Below are 15,772 nucleotides of genomic sequence, written 5' to 3'. Positions count from 1 at the left end.
ATACTTCGTTACGTTTTTCTATTATTCATGAAACTCGCTCTGATATATGATAAATGTATAGAGTTGTATTGAAGTTAAGCATAAGGGATCATTTTGAAACTGATAGCGAATATTTTTAAAGGCATTTGGGCCACACTGAACTTTTCCAGGCGATTAATTTTAAATCTGCTGTTTTTATTCATTCTTATCGCCATCGTGATAAGTATTGTATCGGGTGAGGATCAGGTTAAGGTCGAAAATAAAAGCGTACTACGTTTAAACCTGAACGGTATCATAGTTGAGCAATTAACCTATGTTGACCCTATTGATGCCGCAATGAGTGATGCTTTTGGTGACTCAGAAGAGCCAAGCGAAATTTTATTAGATGATGTCATCGATGTTATCAATAAAGCAGCTCAAGATGACCGCATTACAGTGATGTATCTTGATTTACAACGTCTTCATAGCGCCCATCTCGATAAATTACGAGATATCAAAGATGCGCTCGCGCAATTCAAAGCAGCAGGCAAAAAAATCTATGCGCACGGCGCCTATTACACTCAAGCTCAATATTATCTCGCCTCGGTAGCCGATGAAATTTCTCTACACCCATACGGTGGAGTTAATATCACCGGATTTGGCATGTATCCGCTGTATTTTAAAGAAGCCCTTGATAAGCTAAAAGTTACGCAGCATATTTTCCGCGTTGGTACATATAAGTCGGCCGTTGAGCCTTATATTCGCAGCGATATGTCACCTGAAGCAAAAGAGTCGAATCTTGGATGGATCACCCCGCTTTGGACACAATATAAAACAGAAGTAGCCGAGAACCGCGGTTTCGATGTGGCTAATTTTGATGAAACCTTCGCTGCATTAACAGACAAAATGGAAGCGGCACAAGGCGATTCCGCCAAATACGCTATCGACAACCAATGGGTCGATGCGTTAACGACCAATCAAGCTTTTGCACAGAAACTGATCGATGAAGTTGGTCTCGATGCAAAAGGAAAATCTTTTAAACAGGTCTCGTTCAATCAATATCTATCGACGTTGCCGCCTAAAGAGTTTGCAGAAAATCCATTTACCGAAAAAGTCGCAGTGGTTGTTGCTAAAGGTCAAATCTCTGATGGCAAGCGTAAAGCTGGTGCTATTGGTGGCGATTCAACAGCTGCACTACTTAAAAAGGCCCGCCTTAACGACAAAGTGAAAGCCGTTGTACTAAGAATTGACTCTGGCGGTGGTAGCATGTTTGCTTCTGAAACCATTCGTAATGAAGTTATTGCACTAAAAGCCGCTGGAAAACCCGTGATAGCATCAATGGGTTCAGTTGCAGCTTCTGGTGGTTATTGGATTGCAGCGTCAGCTAATGAAATTTGGGCATCACCAAGCACGATCACGGGTTCTATTGGTGTATTTGGCATGATCATGACCTTTGAAAATGCAGCAAACTCATTAGGCATATACTCTGATGGTGTTGCAACAACCGAATTAAAAGGCCAATCTCCATTCAGAGGGATAGATGGTGGCTATAAAAACCTTATCCAGATGGGGGTTGAAGATGCCTATGATAAGTTTATCACTATGGTTGCAACCGAGCGAAACCTTGATAAGTCAGCGGTTAACGATGTTGCGCAAGGACGTGTCTGGCTAGCAACTCAGGCGCTTGATTTTGGCCTAGTTGATAAGTTAGGTAACAAGAACGATGCCATTGAAGCGGCAGCAAGTCTTGCCAATTTAGAGATGTATGATGTTATCACTATTGAACAAACACTCACCGAGCAAGAAAAGCTGATGCAGCAATTATTCGGTGCATCTATGGTGCAAAGCGCCATTAGTGCCCTTGTACCTGAGCAATCGATATTCGCAAAAACTGCATTAAATACCCTAGACAGTGTTAGCAATACAATAGCACTACAAACTCAGATGTTAGGCCAGCTTAACGATCCTAACCATGTCTATACGCTTTGCTTAGTGTGTAACGTTTCACCTGAGTAAAATCGATTAAGCACTGCAATTGTGGTGCTGTAATTGTTATACTGAGCCCAGATTTTATTCTGGGCTTTTTTATGAAAAGAAAAAAAATATATATCGCCTATACCGGTGGTACCATTGGTATGAAGCAATCCAGTCGCGGTTACGTTCCGGTTGCAGGATATCTAACAGATACGGTAAAAAATAACGCTGAGTTTACTCGCGATGAAATGCCGCTTTTTGATATTCATGAATATTGCCCGTTAATTGATTCGTCAGATATGTCACCGCATCACTGGCAACTTATCGCGGATGACATTCAATCAAAATATCACGACTACGACGGCTTTGTGGTGCTACATGGCACAGATACAATGGCCTACACTGCCTCTGCACTATCCTTCATGTTTGAGAACTTAACAAAACCTGTGATAGTGACCGGCTCTCAAATTCCGTTGTCACAACTGCGCTCTGATGGTCAAGTAAATCTATTAAACGCGATGTATTTGGCTGCCAACTACCCTATCGCCGAAGTAAGTTTGTTTTTCAACAATAAACTTTACCGCGGTAATAGAGCAATCAAAGCTCATGCTGATGGCTTCGATGCATTCGCTTCTCCAAACCTTTCGCCGCTGGCACAAGCTGGGATCAATATTCAGCTGATTGAAGGGAAGCTAAGCCCTTACGTTGAGCAAAGCTTGCAAGTCACCAAGATTTCACCTCAACCTATCGCGGTAATGCATTTGTATCCAGGGATTTCAACTGAAATCCTTAAGAACCTAATGCGTGGCGAGATGAAAGCGTTAATCTTATTGAGCTTCGGTGTTGGTAACGCGCCACAAGACGAGCATTTTTTAACTGAGCTTAAAGCAATCAGCGACCGCGGAGTGGTGATTATCAACCTCACCCAATGTATTCAAGGAAAAGTGAATATGGGCGGCTACGCGACAGGAAATGCGTTATTAAACTGTGGTGTGATCAGTGGCTACGATATGACACTGGAAGCGTGCTTAACAAAGCTACACTATTTATTTAGCCAGCAGCTAGAGCTTGAAACGATCCGCCATTTGATGCAAGACAATCTGCGCGGTGAGCTAACTCGATAGCAGTAAAGCGAAAAAGTAACACAACAAAAAAGCCGTGGTATCGTTACCACGGCTTTTAAATCAGCTCGAAATGCTCCGAACGTCGATTATTATCTAACTTTTGCTTCGATATCGACAAGATCAGTAAGGTGACAAGTTTCACCACTGTGTGTCTTTATGCCGTGCTCACCAAAGTAATCACGCTGTGCTTGCACCAAGTGTCCGTTGCTTGGCGTGCTCAGTGTTGCAATATAAGTTTGCGTCGCAGCAAGCACTGGGAAAGACAAACCAGTCGCCACCGCTTTACCTGTAATACTACGTAGTGCAAGTGCAGGCTTCTCAAGTGAATCGATAAATTCAACACCTTCAGCGATATCGTCTAAGTAATCAGCTCGGATAATACAGCCCGCACGCCAGGTTTGTAGCGTTTTATTGAGATCCACTTTCCATTGGTGTGCACGAGACGCCCCCTTAATCAGTGCAAGACCTTGGCGGTAACATAGTAAACTGGCAAAATAGAATGCGTCTTTTAACTCGTCTAAATCAACCTCAATTGTTTGCGTTGATTTATTCGCATACGTCATTTCTTTCGCAGCTGGAGTATCAATAGTGTTGGTGAGATGGCGAGCTTGTACCGCAGCCACAAGCGAAGGTACGGCAATACCAAGCTCCAGTGCGTTTTGCGCCGTCCAAAGGCCAGTGCCCTTAGCTCCTACCTTATTGTCGATGAGGTCGACTAAAGACTCGCTCTGCTCTGTTTCTAGACTTAAAATGTGGCTAGAAATTGCAAGTAGATAACTATTTAATTTACCTTCAGACCAAGATTCAAAAATCTCAGCAACTTCTTTAGGAGAGCGACCGGTACCCAGACGAAGCAATTGATAAAGCTCCGCAATGAGCTGCATCAACGCATACTCAATACCGTTGTGCACCATTTTAACAAAGTGACCACTGGCCGATTGCCCCACACGCGCGAAACATGACTCGTTGTTGTAGCTCGCAGCAACCTTTTCGAACCAAGGCTCGATACGCTCCCAACCACCTTCTGACCCACTTGCCATCATTGCAGGACCATGACGTGCACCTTCGGCACCGCCTGAAATTCCCATAGTGGCAAACTCAAATTTATTCTGATATTTCAATTTACGTGCGATACCATCTTTGTAATTACTGTTACCACAGTCAACGATGATATCGTCTTTTTCAACTCCAGCTTCAACCAAATCGCTACAAACTTTATCTACTAGTTCACCCGCTGGAACGAGTAATAAAATCGAGCGAGGAGTCTCTAATCTTCTGATCATATCACCGAGATCAGACACTATGTGTAAGCGCTCCGCCATACCTAACGACTGTGCGCAACTCAATAATTCCGCACCTACTTCGGGGTTCTTGTCGTAAGCGACTAAGGTCATCCCCTTCTCAATTAGATTTAGCGCGAGGTTTTTACCCATCACACCCAAACCAACTAATGCAACCTGCATTTAGTTTCCTCCTCGGTAACATCAAAACTTTATGCGTTCGTGTATGTGCATTATACCTGAGCGACCATGATTGACCAGCGAGACACACAATTCACTGATATCATATCGGTCCCCAAAATATGACAGCTAACACAATTCACTGTATAGCAATATAGTGACAGCAGCACGAATTCACCAATTTTGTGATAAATCTCAAATAGTCCTCTAAGCTGTAAGGTAAAATATTCGAGATTGACGGCCACTGACACCGATGTCATAATGATGACATATAGATCATATAACTTAATTCGAGTGTTAAAAAGGGTTTTGCATAATTCTTTATGCTCTAATTAGTTAAATCGTGATTTTACAATGTGACATGTGTAAAAAAACAGCAATTTTGATTTACTTTTAACACATTCATAAGTTTTTGCTTACCTTGATAAGCTAACAGGAGAATCTGATGCTTAGACGCACAAAAATCGTCGCAACACTGGGGCCAGCGACGGATAGAGATAACAACTTAGAAAAAATCATTCGTGCCGGTACCAACGTAGTCAGACTAAACTTTTCACACGGTGTCGCTCAAGATCACAAAAATAGAGCCGAAGCCGTTCGCGAAATTGCTAAACGCTTGGGTGTAAATGTAGCGATCCTTGCAGATTTACAAGGTCCTAAAATCCGCGTTTCAACATTTAAAGAAGGCAAAGTGTTCCTAGAAGTGGGTGCAAAATTCACTCTCGACGCAAAAATGGAACCTGGCCAAGGTCACGTTGAAGCTGTGGGTATCGACTATAAAGAATTACCGAATGACGTAAAACAAGGTGATTTACTGTTATTGAACGATGGACTTATTCAGCTTGTTGTTGAAGAAGTACAAGGTCACTTGGTTCATACCAATGTTAAAGTTGGCGGCGTATTGTCGAATAATAAAGGGATCAACCGTTTAGGTGGCGGCTTAACAGCACCTGCATTTACTGACAAAGACAAAGAAGACTTGCTCACAGCAACAGAAATTGGTGTGGACTATATCGCGGTTTCGTTCCCTCGCAGTGGTGACGACATGCGTTACGTTAGAGGACTGGCGGAGAAAGCAGGTTCTAATGCACAATTACTTGCAAAAATTGAACGTGCAGAAGCGGTTGAAACCGTAGAAGCGATTGACGACATCGTACTGGCTTCTGATGCGGTGATGGTTGCCCGTGGTGATCTAGGTGTAGAAATTGGCGATGCAGCTCTTGTTGGTAAACAGAAGCAAATTATCAGCCGTGCTCGCTCACTAAACCGTACGGTGATCACTGCCACACAAATGATGGAGTCAATGATTGACAACCCAATGCCAACTCGTGCTGAAGTTATGGATGTCGCAAACGCAGTGCTTGATGGCACTGATGCGGTAATGCTTTCAGCGGAAACCGCTGCTGGTGATTACCCAGAACAAACGGTCGCGGCAATGGCACGTGTGTGTTTAGGTGCAGAATCCCAACCGCAGATCCATATCTCTAAACATCGTTTAGACAGCCGTTTTGCTGATACCTGTGAAACTATCGCTCTGTCGGCAATGTACGCTGCAAACCATTTAGACTCAGTAAAGGCAATTGTTGCACTAACTGAATCGGGTAATACCGCAAAATTGATGTCTCGTATCAGTTCTGGATTGCCTATTTACGCACTGTCTCGCCATCAATCAACACTTGGGCAGGCATCACTCTATCGTGGTGTATATCCGGTAAGATTTGACTCGACGCAATGCTCAGATGATTCAACTGTTCGTGAAGCGCTTGATACGCTAGTAGCTGCAGGCTCATTGGAAAAAGGCGACACAGTGATCATCACACACGGTGATAAGATGGAAACTATCGGCGCCAGTAACACGCTGAAAATCGTCACAGTGTAAAAGCGTTGAACTAGGTAGCCTTGCTGCCTAGTTCATCTTTCCTTAGAATACTCTAAAGTGTACAAGCACATAAAATACACTACGTCACCGTAGGCTAAACACGGTGCAAATCACTTTAGCTCGCTATCGTATCAGCTTGCGAGTGCGGCCTTTACTTTATCACGGTAACTACGGCTGACTTTAAGCTCTTGACCATTCTCAAGTACCAATAAATATTCGCCACTGCTTTGCGTGACCAGTTTACTGATCTGCTTAGTGTTAACAATTGCAGAGCGATGTACGCGCACAAATAACGTTGGATCTAACTCTTGTTCTAGATCTTTCATTGTTTTACGTAAAATATGAGTCTGACCATCGCTACAGTGTAAGCACATGTAGTCACCGGCTGCATCAATCCACTGAATTGACGATGTAGATACTCGAATGATTTCACCCTGCTCTTTTACCGCGAGCGACTCCGGGAATTTTTTATCTTCAATTGTATCTCCTGTTGCAAGTTTTTTAAGGATTTCTTCACAGTTATTACCAGTGATCCCTGCAACAAAGCTGGCTAGCTTTTTCTTATGCGCATTGTCTTGTTGTGTTTTTAAATAGCTTTGCACTTTCTCCACCGCCTGTTTTAATCTGTTGTCATCAACGGGTTTTAAGATGTAATCCAGCGCATGGATCTCAAATGCCTTTACAGCATATTGATCAAACGCAGTTACAAATACGATAGCAGGCAATGGTTTAACACTTTCACTCAACGCTCTCGCCACTTCAAAACCGTTCATGTTCGGCATTTGAATATCGAGAAAGACCAGATCTATGTCCTCAGATTTGCATAGATCGATTGCTTGTTGACCACTGCCACACAATTCTACAACTTCGATTTCAGAAAAATCTCTTAACCTTACCGCTAACCCTTTTCTCGCTAGCGGCTCGTCATCTACGATTAGTGTTCTAATTTTGCTCATTACTTCTTCGCCCTTTCATATGGAACGCGAATGTTTACCTTCAAACCAGTTGGCTCATTATCCGAGAGCACAAATGAATAATTATTTTCGTACAAGGTTTTTAAACGGTCTTTGGTATTCGCTAAACCCACTCCCTGTGCACTTTTCAGTTGCCCACCTTCCAATTCTGCGCCAGGACCATTGTCTCCTACTTCCAAGAGTAGTTCATTGGCAAACACCTGCGCTTTTATTTCAATTTTGCCGCCATGCTCCATATGGGCAATTGCGTATTTAATGCTATTTTCAATGAGTGGTTGTAGGATCAAGCTTGGTACTAGTGCCTGTTCAGCTTCTTCTGTCACATCAAGCTCAATAGATAAGCGCTCATCAAATCGCACCTTCTCAATTTCTAAGTACAGCTTTAATGCATGTAGTTCTTGCTCAAGCGGTACCTTTTTTATTGGATCTGTGTTCAATGTATGCCGCAAGAAATCACTGAGCCTTGAGACCATTTGATTCGCATCTTTGTTTTCTTCAACCAATATAAGCGTTGAAATTGCATTAAGCGTATTGAATAGAAAATGCGGATTCAATTGATATCTCAGCATTTTCAATTGCGCTTCATGGGCCATAGTATTGGCTTTCAAAGCTTTTTGACGCTCACTCTGTAGCAACTGGTAATACTTAATACCAAAGTACAGTCCACTCCAACAGAGTATGATATAGACAGAGTCTAGTCCCTGCTGTAAGTAATAAAACCACTCATCCGGTCGATATCCGTGGCGATATATTTCCCAATGATTAAACTTCTGAACGACCGCCCATAGTGTTCCAGTTACATATGACGCCGTAAACACAACGAATATCAGCACCAACGGTGTTGCATTCCAAATTTTACGATAGAGGTATCGTAGCGGTACGGTCATCAAGCAACCAGCATAGGCATTTAATGCGATGACAAACACATAAATATCACGCATTTCAAAGACTTTTGAGCCAATATAGTTAACTAGCGCGTAGCCCAGCCAACCGGCTATTTGTAATACCCAGAAAAATCTCTGCCTGTTATCAACCAGTGATTGCCACTTCAAAATGATTATACCTCTTCTATCTTAACTGGATTATATCTCAGCATGTCGTCTCTATTCACTGCTGGTGGTCTCAGTTTTTACACACCTTGCCGCAAATAAAAAAGGCACCTTAGTGCCTTTTTTTGAAATAAATTAACCAGTTAATTTATATTCATCTATTCAAACTGTCGCTCTTAAGCAAGCTTGTCAGATGCCACTTTATAAGTAGGATCTGCTTGGCCGTCTAGCTCAACGAGATCTTTAGCTTTACTTAGCAATACTTTACAGTCTTGGCTTAAGTGGCGAAGATGCAGCGTTTTACCAGCCTTTTTATAACGTTCAGCTAACGCATCTATCGCTTCAATTGCACTGTGGTCAGCAACACGGCTATGTTTAAATTCAACAATGATATCATCAGGGTCATTGTTAACATCAAACAGCTCAGCAAAGTTTTTCACCGACCCAAAAAACAGAGGTCCGTGTAATTCATATACCTTGGAGCCTTGCTCATCAATATAATTATTGGTGTAAATATGTTTCGCATGCTCCCACGCGAACACGAGTGCCGAAACAATGACACCAACGCAAACTGCGATGGCCAAATCCGTAATCACTGTAACCCCCGACACCAAGACGATTACAAATGCATCTGATTTAGGGATCTTTCTTATTAATCTAAAACTTGACCATTCAAAAGTCCCTAATACCACCATAAACATTACACCAACTAACGCCGCAAGCGGGATCATCTCGATAAGGCTTGCCGCAAACAGAATAAATACAAGTAGTAATAATGCCGCTGTGATACCTGACAAACGACTACGTCCACCAGAATTAATATTGATCATTGATTGCCCAATCATCGCACAGCCCCCCATCGCACCAAACACACCACAAGTAACGTTAGCCGCACCTTGACCGATACATTCGCGGTTACTGTGACCACGTGTTTCGGTGATTTCGTCGATTAACGTGAGCGTTAGTAGAGATTCAATCAAACCAATCGCTGCTAGGATAAGTGCGTATGGGAAGATGATTTTAAATGTTTCAAATGTCCATGGTACTTCGGGGATATGGAAAGCAGGAAAACCACCGGCTATCGTTGCATCTACGTTACCTGACATATCTTTCAGATAATCAAGCACATTACGAGCATCTAAATCTAAACCAATAACAATACCGGTTACCACTAAAATCGCCGCTAGACTCGAAGGCACAGCGGTTGTTAGCTTTGGTAAAAAGTGAATAATGGCCATAGTCAATGCTACCAAGCCAGCCATAATATATAGCGCCTCACCTTGCATCCACGTAAGATTACCCTGTTCGTCAAGTACTTTGAATTGTCCAAGCTGGGCGAGGAAGATAACGATAGCTAAGCCATTTACAAAGCCTAGCATTACAGGATGCGGTACCATACGTATAAACTTGCCGAGCTTAAATATACCCGCGAGTATTTGTAAAAGGCCCATGAGTAATACGGTTGCAAAGAGATACTCTACACCATGCTCAACAACGAGGCTCACCATTACTACGGCAAGAGCCCCTGTTGCACCCGAGATCATACCCGGCCTACCACCAAAGATTGAAGTCACAAGACCGACAATAAATGCTGCGTATAAACCGACTAATGGGTCCACTTGTGCAACAAAAGCGAAAGCCACAGCCTCAGGCACAAGTGCCAAAGCGACCGTAAGCCCAGACAGTACATCGTTTTTAGCAGAGCTAGGCGCTTTGCTGATAAGATTAAACATCAATATCCTCTGGTGTGAATTGACTATGAACACAAAGGCGGCGGATTTTAGCAAAAAGCAGCGCCTTTAACAAATAAGATACAAGCGTGTATCGCAAACTCGTTTGCAATACATAGCTCAATAAAGCAGTTTATATTGTAGTATAGAACAATGGTGAAAAGATGACGGGAAGCCCTACCCAACGAAGCAGGGCAACAAATTGTATTAAAGTGGTAAGGAAGTGCTGCGCTTAACGCAAGTCATTGTAACGTTTGAGTGTACTTCTTGGACGAATTCTAAATTAAGTAAGTTATCACGAACAAATTGCTCATAGCCTTCAATGCCTTTCGAAATGATACGCAGCATAAAGTCCATGGTACCTGCCATAGAGTAGCACTCTGTCACTTCGTCATAACTTAAGATCAATTTTTCAAACTCGGCAAGGTTGTTGCGGCCATGGTTTGAAAGCCTAACATGCGCATAAACCAACATATCAAATCCGAGTTTTTTCTCATCCAGCAATGCAACTTTGCCTTTGATATAACCGTCTTGCTCTAATTTAGCGATGCGACGCCAACAAGGTGACTGAGATAGTCCCACTTTATCAGCGATTTCAGCGGTAGAAAGACTTGCGTCTTGCTGTAACAATGCCAGTATCTGGCGATCTACTTGGTTCAATGACATATCTATTCTAGTTTAATTAGCACATCAGTCTATTAACCGATGCTGATTGTTATTCCCTGAAGCATAGCAAATTAAAAAATGCATACCACTACTATGCCACTTCCACTATATTTAACCAAATCGGCCACTCATAAAAGGATTTGTCGCCTTTTCGAAGCCAATTGAGGTATTTTCACCATGACCCGAATGCACCACAACCTCATCAGGCAAAGTAAACAGCTTATCTTGTATAGACTGTTTTAGCTGGGCTGCATCGCCTTTTGGAAAGTCAGTACGACCAACAGACCCTTTAAACAACACATCTCCTACTAAAACCTGTTTTGAGCTTGGTTCATAAAATACCACGTGCCCTGGAGTATGCCCTGGACAATGTCTGACTTCGAGAGCTAAGTTTCCCACCTTAACCTTATCACCATCATTTAACCACTTTGATGGTAAAAAAGCAGCATGATTAGGAAAACCAAACATTTGTGATTGCATTGGCAAGGCTTCCAACCAAAATTGGTCGCCCTGATGAGGCCCAATAATCTCGATATTAAAATGTTCACTTAATTCTGTACTTGCCCCCACATGATCAAGGTGCGCATGGGTAAGCAAGATCATGCTTGGCACTAACCCCTGAGTGTCCAACTGCGCGATAATTTTTTCCGCTTCACCACCTGGATCTACAATTGCAGTGGCTTGTGTTTCTGGACACACGATAACACGACAATTTTGCATAAACGGGGTAACTGGAATTGTGAACACTTGCATGGTTAGTTCGCTCCAAACGACATCAAAACAGGATATTTAAGATACGCATTATCATAAAACGGAGTTCTTGCATAAAGCCACTCCATCCTCGCTTTTGGATCGTTTGCAAATTGCTTGTCTTCACGTATTTTTTTATCGAAGGCTAGCGCCATTGCTGGATTTTGTTTTAGCATTTTTCGCGCAAAAGGTTCAAGTGCATAATTTTCAACATATTCTGTACGTTGGAAAATAGTATTGAACTCCCCCCAAGCAAAAAAAGAGTCTGGCGCCTCTGGATGTAGCAAGTGAGTCACCAGCTCTCCAGATTTTTGTGCCGTTGCTACTTTATACCACCCACTGAGATCGACCTTGTCTGAGAGCTCCTTAATGTCAAAAGTCGCATTTACTCTAAAGCGCCCTTCAAAAGGAGCCGTATCGAACTTGTAGTCTTTTACTGTAGCTTGGCTTACTTTTTCCACTACCGTTCCATCCGGCAGTGTAGAAACGGTAATTCCATGCAGTTTTAATTTTTCGACCACTTCCGGATATGCCGGGGGAATGTAAAACTGCTCAGGTACATTCACCGTTGTTTTTACTTCCTTCTGCCAATAAATTGGCAGCTTCTCATAGTTTTGTGGCTCGCCTAAGTACTTAGCTTCCAAATGACCAGACAATGCACTTTCAAACTGCTTGTATTGGATGCCTTTAAATTGAATAAAGTCAGGCTCTTTTGCATAGCTGCGTTCAACAACCAATTGTTTAGGTGTGAATTCAGCCTCTTTTTGAACCGCTTCTCGTAATACCTGAATATTGCTTGAAAGGCCACTGATAACGCCATCCATAAACACATAGGTGCCCAGTACACGCTGCTTATAGGGTTTCAATGAGTGATTCTCTACAAGTATGGTAGGCAGCCCCTTTAAATCTCCCCAACCATTTGAAAATCTTGGCGTTGCCACCCAACCAGCTAGCCCTTTTTTAAAATCTCGTTTATCCATCACAAATACAAGCGGACCTGGAATATGCCCTTGAGCGGCAAGCGCTGCATTAATTTGTGGCGAAATCTGATTTTCTAACACCTCAGCTATTGCCGGTGACTCACTTGCAAAAGTTGGGTTAAAACCATAAGTGACATCGTATTGGTAGTCTGCGCCATCCGTTACATGAACATCGATGTACAGATCCGGATTATATTCATTAATCACCTGCATGACCGCCTTAACTCCTGGCGTATCCAATTTAGTGTAATCACGATTCAGATTTAAGTTATTGGCATTGGTTCTAAAGCCCATAACAGTCGGGCCGCGTTGATTTATACGGTTAAACTCGCTGCGCCTTTCATGCCCATCGACGTTGAGAATAGGGATAAAGAGTAAATTCACTTTCGTCAAGATATCACGGCGCTTACCGGTTGCAACATCGCGAAGCAACATAAACATGGCATCTTTGCCGTCAATTTCTCCGGCATGAATACCAGCTTGTACTAAAATGGTTGGCTTACCATTATTAATAACATTTGACTTGTCACCGCCCTGCTCCGTTGCAACAATCATCTTAATCGCGCGATTACTATTGCTAAATCCGATCGTCTCTAGCTTAAATTGGGTCGGATTAGCAGCCACTAGGCGGTCAACAAATGCCATCGTATCGGCGTAATTAGGAGAATCTATCGCACCACTTAGTTCAAAATCAGTCGTTAATGGGCCTTGTTGTTGTAATAGTTGTTCACTTTTGCCCTGCCACTCTATCAAAGGTGGTAAATGACCGCTCATACCTAGCATTGCAGTAAGCATAATAATGCTGGAACTCATCATATTTATCTATTCCTCTGCTTTTATCTGCCAATTATATCAATATTTTAGATATCGGCTTACAATGTGCGGTGATTCAACAAAAATTTGCAGTTAATCGCAGATAACCATAACTTTAGGGATCAAATGAGCGTACAAAAATCAATTTTAATCACAGGTTGTTCTAGCGGGATTGGTTATTACTGCGCTGTGCAATTGTCAAAAGCAGGATATCAAGTTATTGCTTCGGTTAGAAATGCAAAAGACTTGAATAAATTTGAAGGCACAGACATTCAATGTATTTTGCTCGACTTAGCGTGCGAGCAAAGTATAAATGATGGCTTTAACCAAGCTTTGACAATCGCAAATGGTCAGCTAGACGCGTTGTTCAATAACGGTGCCTACGGCCAACCTGGTGCGGTAGAAGACTTGCCTACAGAGGTGTTACGGCAACAATTTGAAGTTAATTTTTTTGGCTGGCATACGCTCACCTGTCTCGCAGTTGAGCAAATGCGTAAGCAAGGCGCAGGCCGCATTATTCATAACTCATCCGTACTTGGGTTAGTTGCACTGCCATATCGCGGCGCCTATAACGCGAGTAAATTTGCACTTGAAGGACTTACCGACACCTTACGCATGGAGCTTTCAGATAGCAATATTCAAGTTAGCCTAATAGAGCCAGGTCCAATCGTGTCTAAATTTAGAGAAAACGCGAAACACGCCTTTTTAGCGAATATCGATCACGAAAATAGTGTACATCACAAAGCATATCAGGCGCAGCTTAACCGCTTAGGTTCAGAAGAAGCACCGCAAAAATTTACTTTAGAGCCAGAAGCTGTTTATAAAGTGCTGCAACACGCACTGAGTGCGAAGACTGCAAAGGCGAGATATTACGTTACGTTTCCGACCTATTTGATGGGATAGTTAAAACGAATATTGAGCAGTAAGATGCTGGATAAAATCTTAATAAAAAACCGCTAGTGCCAATGTTAGCGTTGATAACGAGTATAAAACTAAAAAAGGAGCCTAAGGCTCCTTTTCAATACCAGGTTTAGTCCTAAGACTAATTCTAGTTCCGCTTATTAAGCAGCTAGACCATCTTTTGCTTTAGCAACTAGTGCTGCGAAAGCTACTTGGTCGTATACTGCGATATCAGCTAGGATCTTACGATCGATTTCAATCGATGACTTTTTAAGGCCATTGATGAAACGGCTGTAAGAAAGACCATTTTGACGTGCAGCTGCGTTGATACGAGCAATCCATAGTTGACGGAAAGTACGTTTCTTAGCACGACGGTCACGGTAAGCATATTGACCAGCTTTAGTTACCGCTTGGAAAGCTACGCGGTAAACGCGTGAACGCGCTCCATAGTAACCTTTAGCTTGCTTTAATACTTTTTTGTGACGTGCACGTGCAACTACGCCGCGTTTAACTCTTGCCATTTCTGATATCCTCTATTAAGCGAATGGTAACATACGATCGATTAGGCCTAGGTCATTCTTATGAACCATAGACTTAGCACGAAGGTGTAATTTACGCTTTGAAGATTTCTTAGTCAGAATGTGACGAAGATGCGACTGTTTACGCTTGTAACCGCCAGAAGCAGTCTTTTTGAAGCGCTTAGCAGCACCTCTGTGTGATTTTAGCTTATAAGCCATTTGCAATAACTCCGAATGATATTGCTTTAACACAATGTAAGCAGGCGGAGATAAACTCACTTGTAGGCCTAGCTTACTACCTAAAACCGGTGAAGGATCAATACCTTACTTTAAAACCGGATAACGCAGGTGGCGTTAGCACTTGAGACCTGCGTTAAATTCGATGCGTATTATGCCGAGATTAAGACTTTTTAGCAATAGGCGCCATCATCATTATCATCTGACGACCTTCTACTTTTTTCGGGAAAGACTCAACTGATGCGATATCTTCCAATTCAGTCTTGATACGTTCTAGTAGATCAATACCAATCTCTTGGTGCGCCATTTCACGACCACGGAAGCGAATTGTGACTTTAGCTTTATCGCCCCCCTCAAGAAACTTGCGAAGGCTACGTAGCTTGACTTGGTAATCACCAACATCTGTACCAGGACGGAATTTAACTTCCTTAACCTGAATTTGCTTTTGCTTTTTCTTTTGTTCTTTTTGGATTTTTGCTTTTTCAAAAAGGAACTTACCGTAGTCCATCACTTTACAAACCGGTGGCTCAGCATTTGGACTGATCTCAACTAGATCTAGACCTGCTTCATCCGCCATGTTTTGTGCGTCTCTTGTTGAGACAATGCCAGCTTGCTCGCCTTCAGCGTCAATTAAGCGAACCTCTTTCGCTGTAATCTCTTCGTTAATACGATTTTTCTGAGCGTTATTTTGCCCTTTTTTGCCGCCTCTAATGGTACGTTCCTCCAAAAAATTCAAAAGTAAATGCGTGCACCAGAAAAA

The 15,772-nt window shown here is 42.5% G+C and carries 14 protein-coding genes; 4 read left to right on the top strand and 10 right to left on the bottom strand.

All coding sequences use genetic code 11. From position 1 onward, the window contains the following. The first annotated feature begins 93 nt into the window (after positions 1 to 93). Both sppA and ansA read left to right on the top strand, forming a co-directional pair. Positions 94 to 1,974, top strand: coding sequence for a signal peptide peptidase SppA (sppA, locus tag PPIS_RS04870; RefSeq protein WP_010376992.1), 1,881 nt, complete (start codon positions 94 to 96; stop codon positions 1,972 to 1,974). 71 nt (positions 1,975 to 2,045) lie between these two features. After that, entirely contained in the window at positions 2,046 to 3,056 is a 1,011-nt protein-coding gene (gene ansA, locus PPIS_RS04865) for an asparaginase (protein WP_010376991.1), read from the top strand. Positions 3,057 to 3,145: 89 nt separating this feature from the next. On the opposite strand, the gene gndA is transcribed toward ansA, so the two are convergent. Beyond that, on the bottom strand, positions 3,146 to 4,519 hold the full coding sequence (gene gndA / locus PPIS_RS04860) for an NADP-dependent phosphogluconate dehydrogenase (RefSeq protein ID WP_010376989.1): 1,374 nt from the start codon (positions 4,517 to 4,519) through the stop codon (positions 3,146 to 3,148). Positions 4,520 to 4,961: 442 nt separating this feature from the next. On the opposite strand from gndA, the gene pyk reads away from it, so the two are divergent. Beyond that, positions 4,962 to 6,395, top strand: a complete 1,434-nt coding sequence (gene pyk / locus PPIS_RS04855; protein WP_010376985.1) for a pyruvate kinase — start codon at positions 4,962 to 4,964, stop codon at positions 6,393 to 6,395. A 131-nt stretch (positions 6,396 to 6,526) separates the two neighbouring features. Here the strand turns inward: pyk and PPIS_RS04850 are convergent, their stop codons facing one another. From PPIS_RS04850 to PPIS_RS04825, 6 genes are all read right to left on the bottom strand, one after another. After that, on the bottom strand, positions 6,527 to 7,351 hold the full coding sequence (locus tag PPIS_RS04850; RefSeq protein WP_010376983.1) for a LytR/AlgR family response regulator transcription factor: 825 nt from the start codon (positions 7,349 to 7,351) through the stop codon (positions 6,527 to 6,529). Then, positions 7,351 to 8,421: a sensor histidine kinase gene (locus tag PPIS_RS04845; RefSeq protein ID WP_010376981.1), complete on the bottom strand. Its 1,071-nt coding sequence runs from the start codon at positions 8,419 to 8,421 to the stop codon at positions 7,351 to 7,353. The genes PPIS_RS04850 and PPIS_RS04845 overlap by 1 nt, the downstream gene beginning before the upstream one ends. 173 nt (positions 8,422 to 8,594) lie before the next feature. Next, positions 8,595 to 10,151, bottom strand: coding sequence for a SulP family inorganic anion transporter (locus PPIS_RS04840; RefSeq protein WP_010376980.1), 1,557 nt, complete (start codon positions 10,149 to 10,151; stop codon positions 8,595 to 8,597). A 204-nt stretch (positions 10,152 to 10,355) separates the two neighbouring features. After that, the gene (locus tag PPIS_RS04835) at positions 10,356 to 10,814 is read right to left on the bottom strand and encodes an Lrp/AsnC family transcriptional regulator (RefSeq protein WP_010376979.1); all 459 of its coding nucleotides are present in this window, start codon (positions 10,812 to 10,814) and stop codon (positions 10,356 to 10,358) included. Positions 10,815 to 10,925: 111 nt separating this feature from the next. Beyond that, positions 10,926 to 11,567 carry an MBL fold metallo-hydrolase gene (locus PPIS_RS04830; protein WP_010376978.1) on the bottom strand — a complete coding sequence of 214 codons (642 nt, stop codon included), beginning with the start codon at positions 11,565 to 11,567 and terminating at the stop codon, positions 10,926 to 10,928. Positions 11,568 to 11,569: 2 nt separating this feature from the next. Beyond that, positions 11,570 to 13,360, bottom strand: a complete 1,791-nt coding sequence (locus PPIS_RS04825) for a M14 family metallopeptidase (protein ID WP_010376977.1) — start codon at positions 13,358 to 13,360, stop codon at positions 11,570 to 11,572. Between the two features lie 123 nt (positions 13,361 to 13,483). Here PPIS_RS04825 and PPIS_RS04820 point away from each other — a divergent pair, with 123 nt between their 5' ends. Continuing rightward, complete coding sequence (locus tag PPIS_RS04820) at positions 13,484 to 14,260, top strand: SDR family oxidoreductase (protein ID WP_010376974.1); 777 nt, start codon at positions 13,484 to 13,486, stop codon at positions 14,258 to 14,260. Positions 14,261 to 14,418: 158 nt separating this feature from the next. On the opposite strand, the gene rplT is transcribed toward PPIS_RS04820, so the two are convergent. The 3 genes from rplT to infC all read right to left on the bottom strand — a co-directional run bounded on the left by rplT (position 14,419) and on the right by infC (position 15,739). Then, positions 14,419 to 14,778 (bottom strand): 50S ribosomal protein L20, encoded by a 360-nt coding sequence (rplT, locus tag PPIS_RS04815; RefSeq protein ID WP_010376973.1) that lies wholly within the window; start codon positions 14,776 to 14,778, stop codon positions 14,419 to 14,421. Between the two features lie 15 nt (positions 14,779 to 14,793). Further along, complete coding sequence (gene rpmI / locus PPIS_RS04810) at positions 14,794 to 14,994, bottom strand: 50S ribosomal protein L35 (RefSeq protein ID WP_010604868.1); 201 nt, start codon at positions 14,992 to 14,994, stop codon at positions 14,794 to 14,796. 181 nt (positions 14,995 to 15,175) lie between these two features. Then, positions 15,176 to 15,739 carry a translation initiation factor IF-3 gene (gene infC / locus PPIS_RS04805; RefSeq protein WP_017217300.1) on the bottom strand — a complete coding sequence of 188 codons (564 nt, stop codon included), beginning with the start codon at positions 15,737 to 15,739 and terminating at the stop codon, positions 15,176 to 15,178. Between the last annotated feature and the right edge of the window lie 33 nt (positions 15,740 to 15,772).

It is taken from the genome of Pseudoalteromonas piscicida (assembly GCF_000238315.3).
GTDB classification, from domain to species: domain Bacteria; phylum Pseudomonadota; class Gammaproteobacteria; order Enterobacterales; family Alteromonadaceae; genus Pseudoalteromonas; species Pseudoalteromonas piscicida.
Note: the sequence above shows the minus strand (reverse complement) of the source record. Positions and strands in the feature narration are given on the sequence as shown.

What these genes read in the sequence shown, in the direction of transcription:
- PPIS_RS04830 (WP_010376978.1), bottom strand. Translation starts at nt 11,567, where the DNA reads ATGCAAGTGTTCACAATTCCAGTTACCCCGTTTATGCAAAATTGTCGT.
- PPIS_RS04840 (WP_010376980.1), bottom strand. Translation starts at nt 10,151, where the DNA reads ATGTTTAATCTTATCAGCAAAGCGCCTAGCTCTGCTAAAAACGATGTA.
- rplT (WP_010376973.1), bottom strand. Translation starts at nt 14,778, where the DNA reads ATGGCAAGAGTTAAACGCGGCGTAGTTGCACGTGCACGTCACAAAAAA.
- ansA (WP_010376991.1), top strand. Translation starts at nt 2,046, where the DNA reads ATGAAAAGAAAAAAAATATATATCGCCTATACCGGTGGTACCATTGGT.
- gndA (WP_010376989.1), bottom strand. Translation starts at nt 4,519, where the DNA reads ATGCAGGTTGCATTAGTTGGTTTGGGTGTGATGGGTAAAAACCTCGCG.
- PPIS_RS04825 (WP_010376977.1), bottom strand. Translation starts at nt 13,360, where the DNA reads ATGATGAGTTCCAGCATTATTATGCTTACTGCAATGCTAGGTATGAGC.
- PPIS_RS04820 (WP_010376974.1), top strand. Translation starts at nt 13,484, where the DNA reads ATGAGCGTACAAAAATCAATTTTAATCACAGGTTGTTCTAGCGGGATT.
- PPIS_RS04835 (WP_010376979.1), bottom strand. Translation starts at nt 10,814, where the DNA reads ATGTCATTGAACCAAGTAGATCGCCAGATACTGGCATTGTTACAGCAA.
- rpmI (WP_010604868.1), bottom strand. Translation starts at nt 14,994, where the DNA reads ATGGCTTATAAGCTAAAATCACACAGAGGTGCTGCTAAGCGCTTCAAA.
- pyk (WP_010376985.1), top strand. Translation starts at nt 4,962, where the DNA reads ATGCTTAGACGCACAAAAATCGTCGCAACACTGGGGCCAGCGACGGAT.
- PPIS_RS04850 (WP_010376983.1), bottom strand. Translation starts at nt 7,351, where the DNA reads ATGAGCAAAATTAGAACACTAATCGTAGATGACGAGCCGCTAGCGAGA.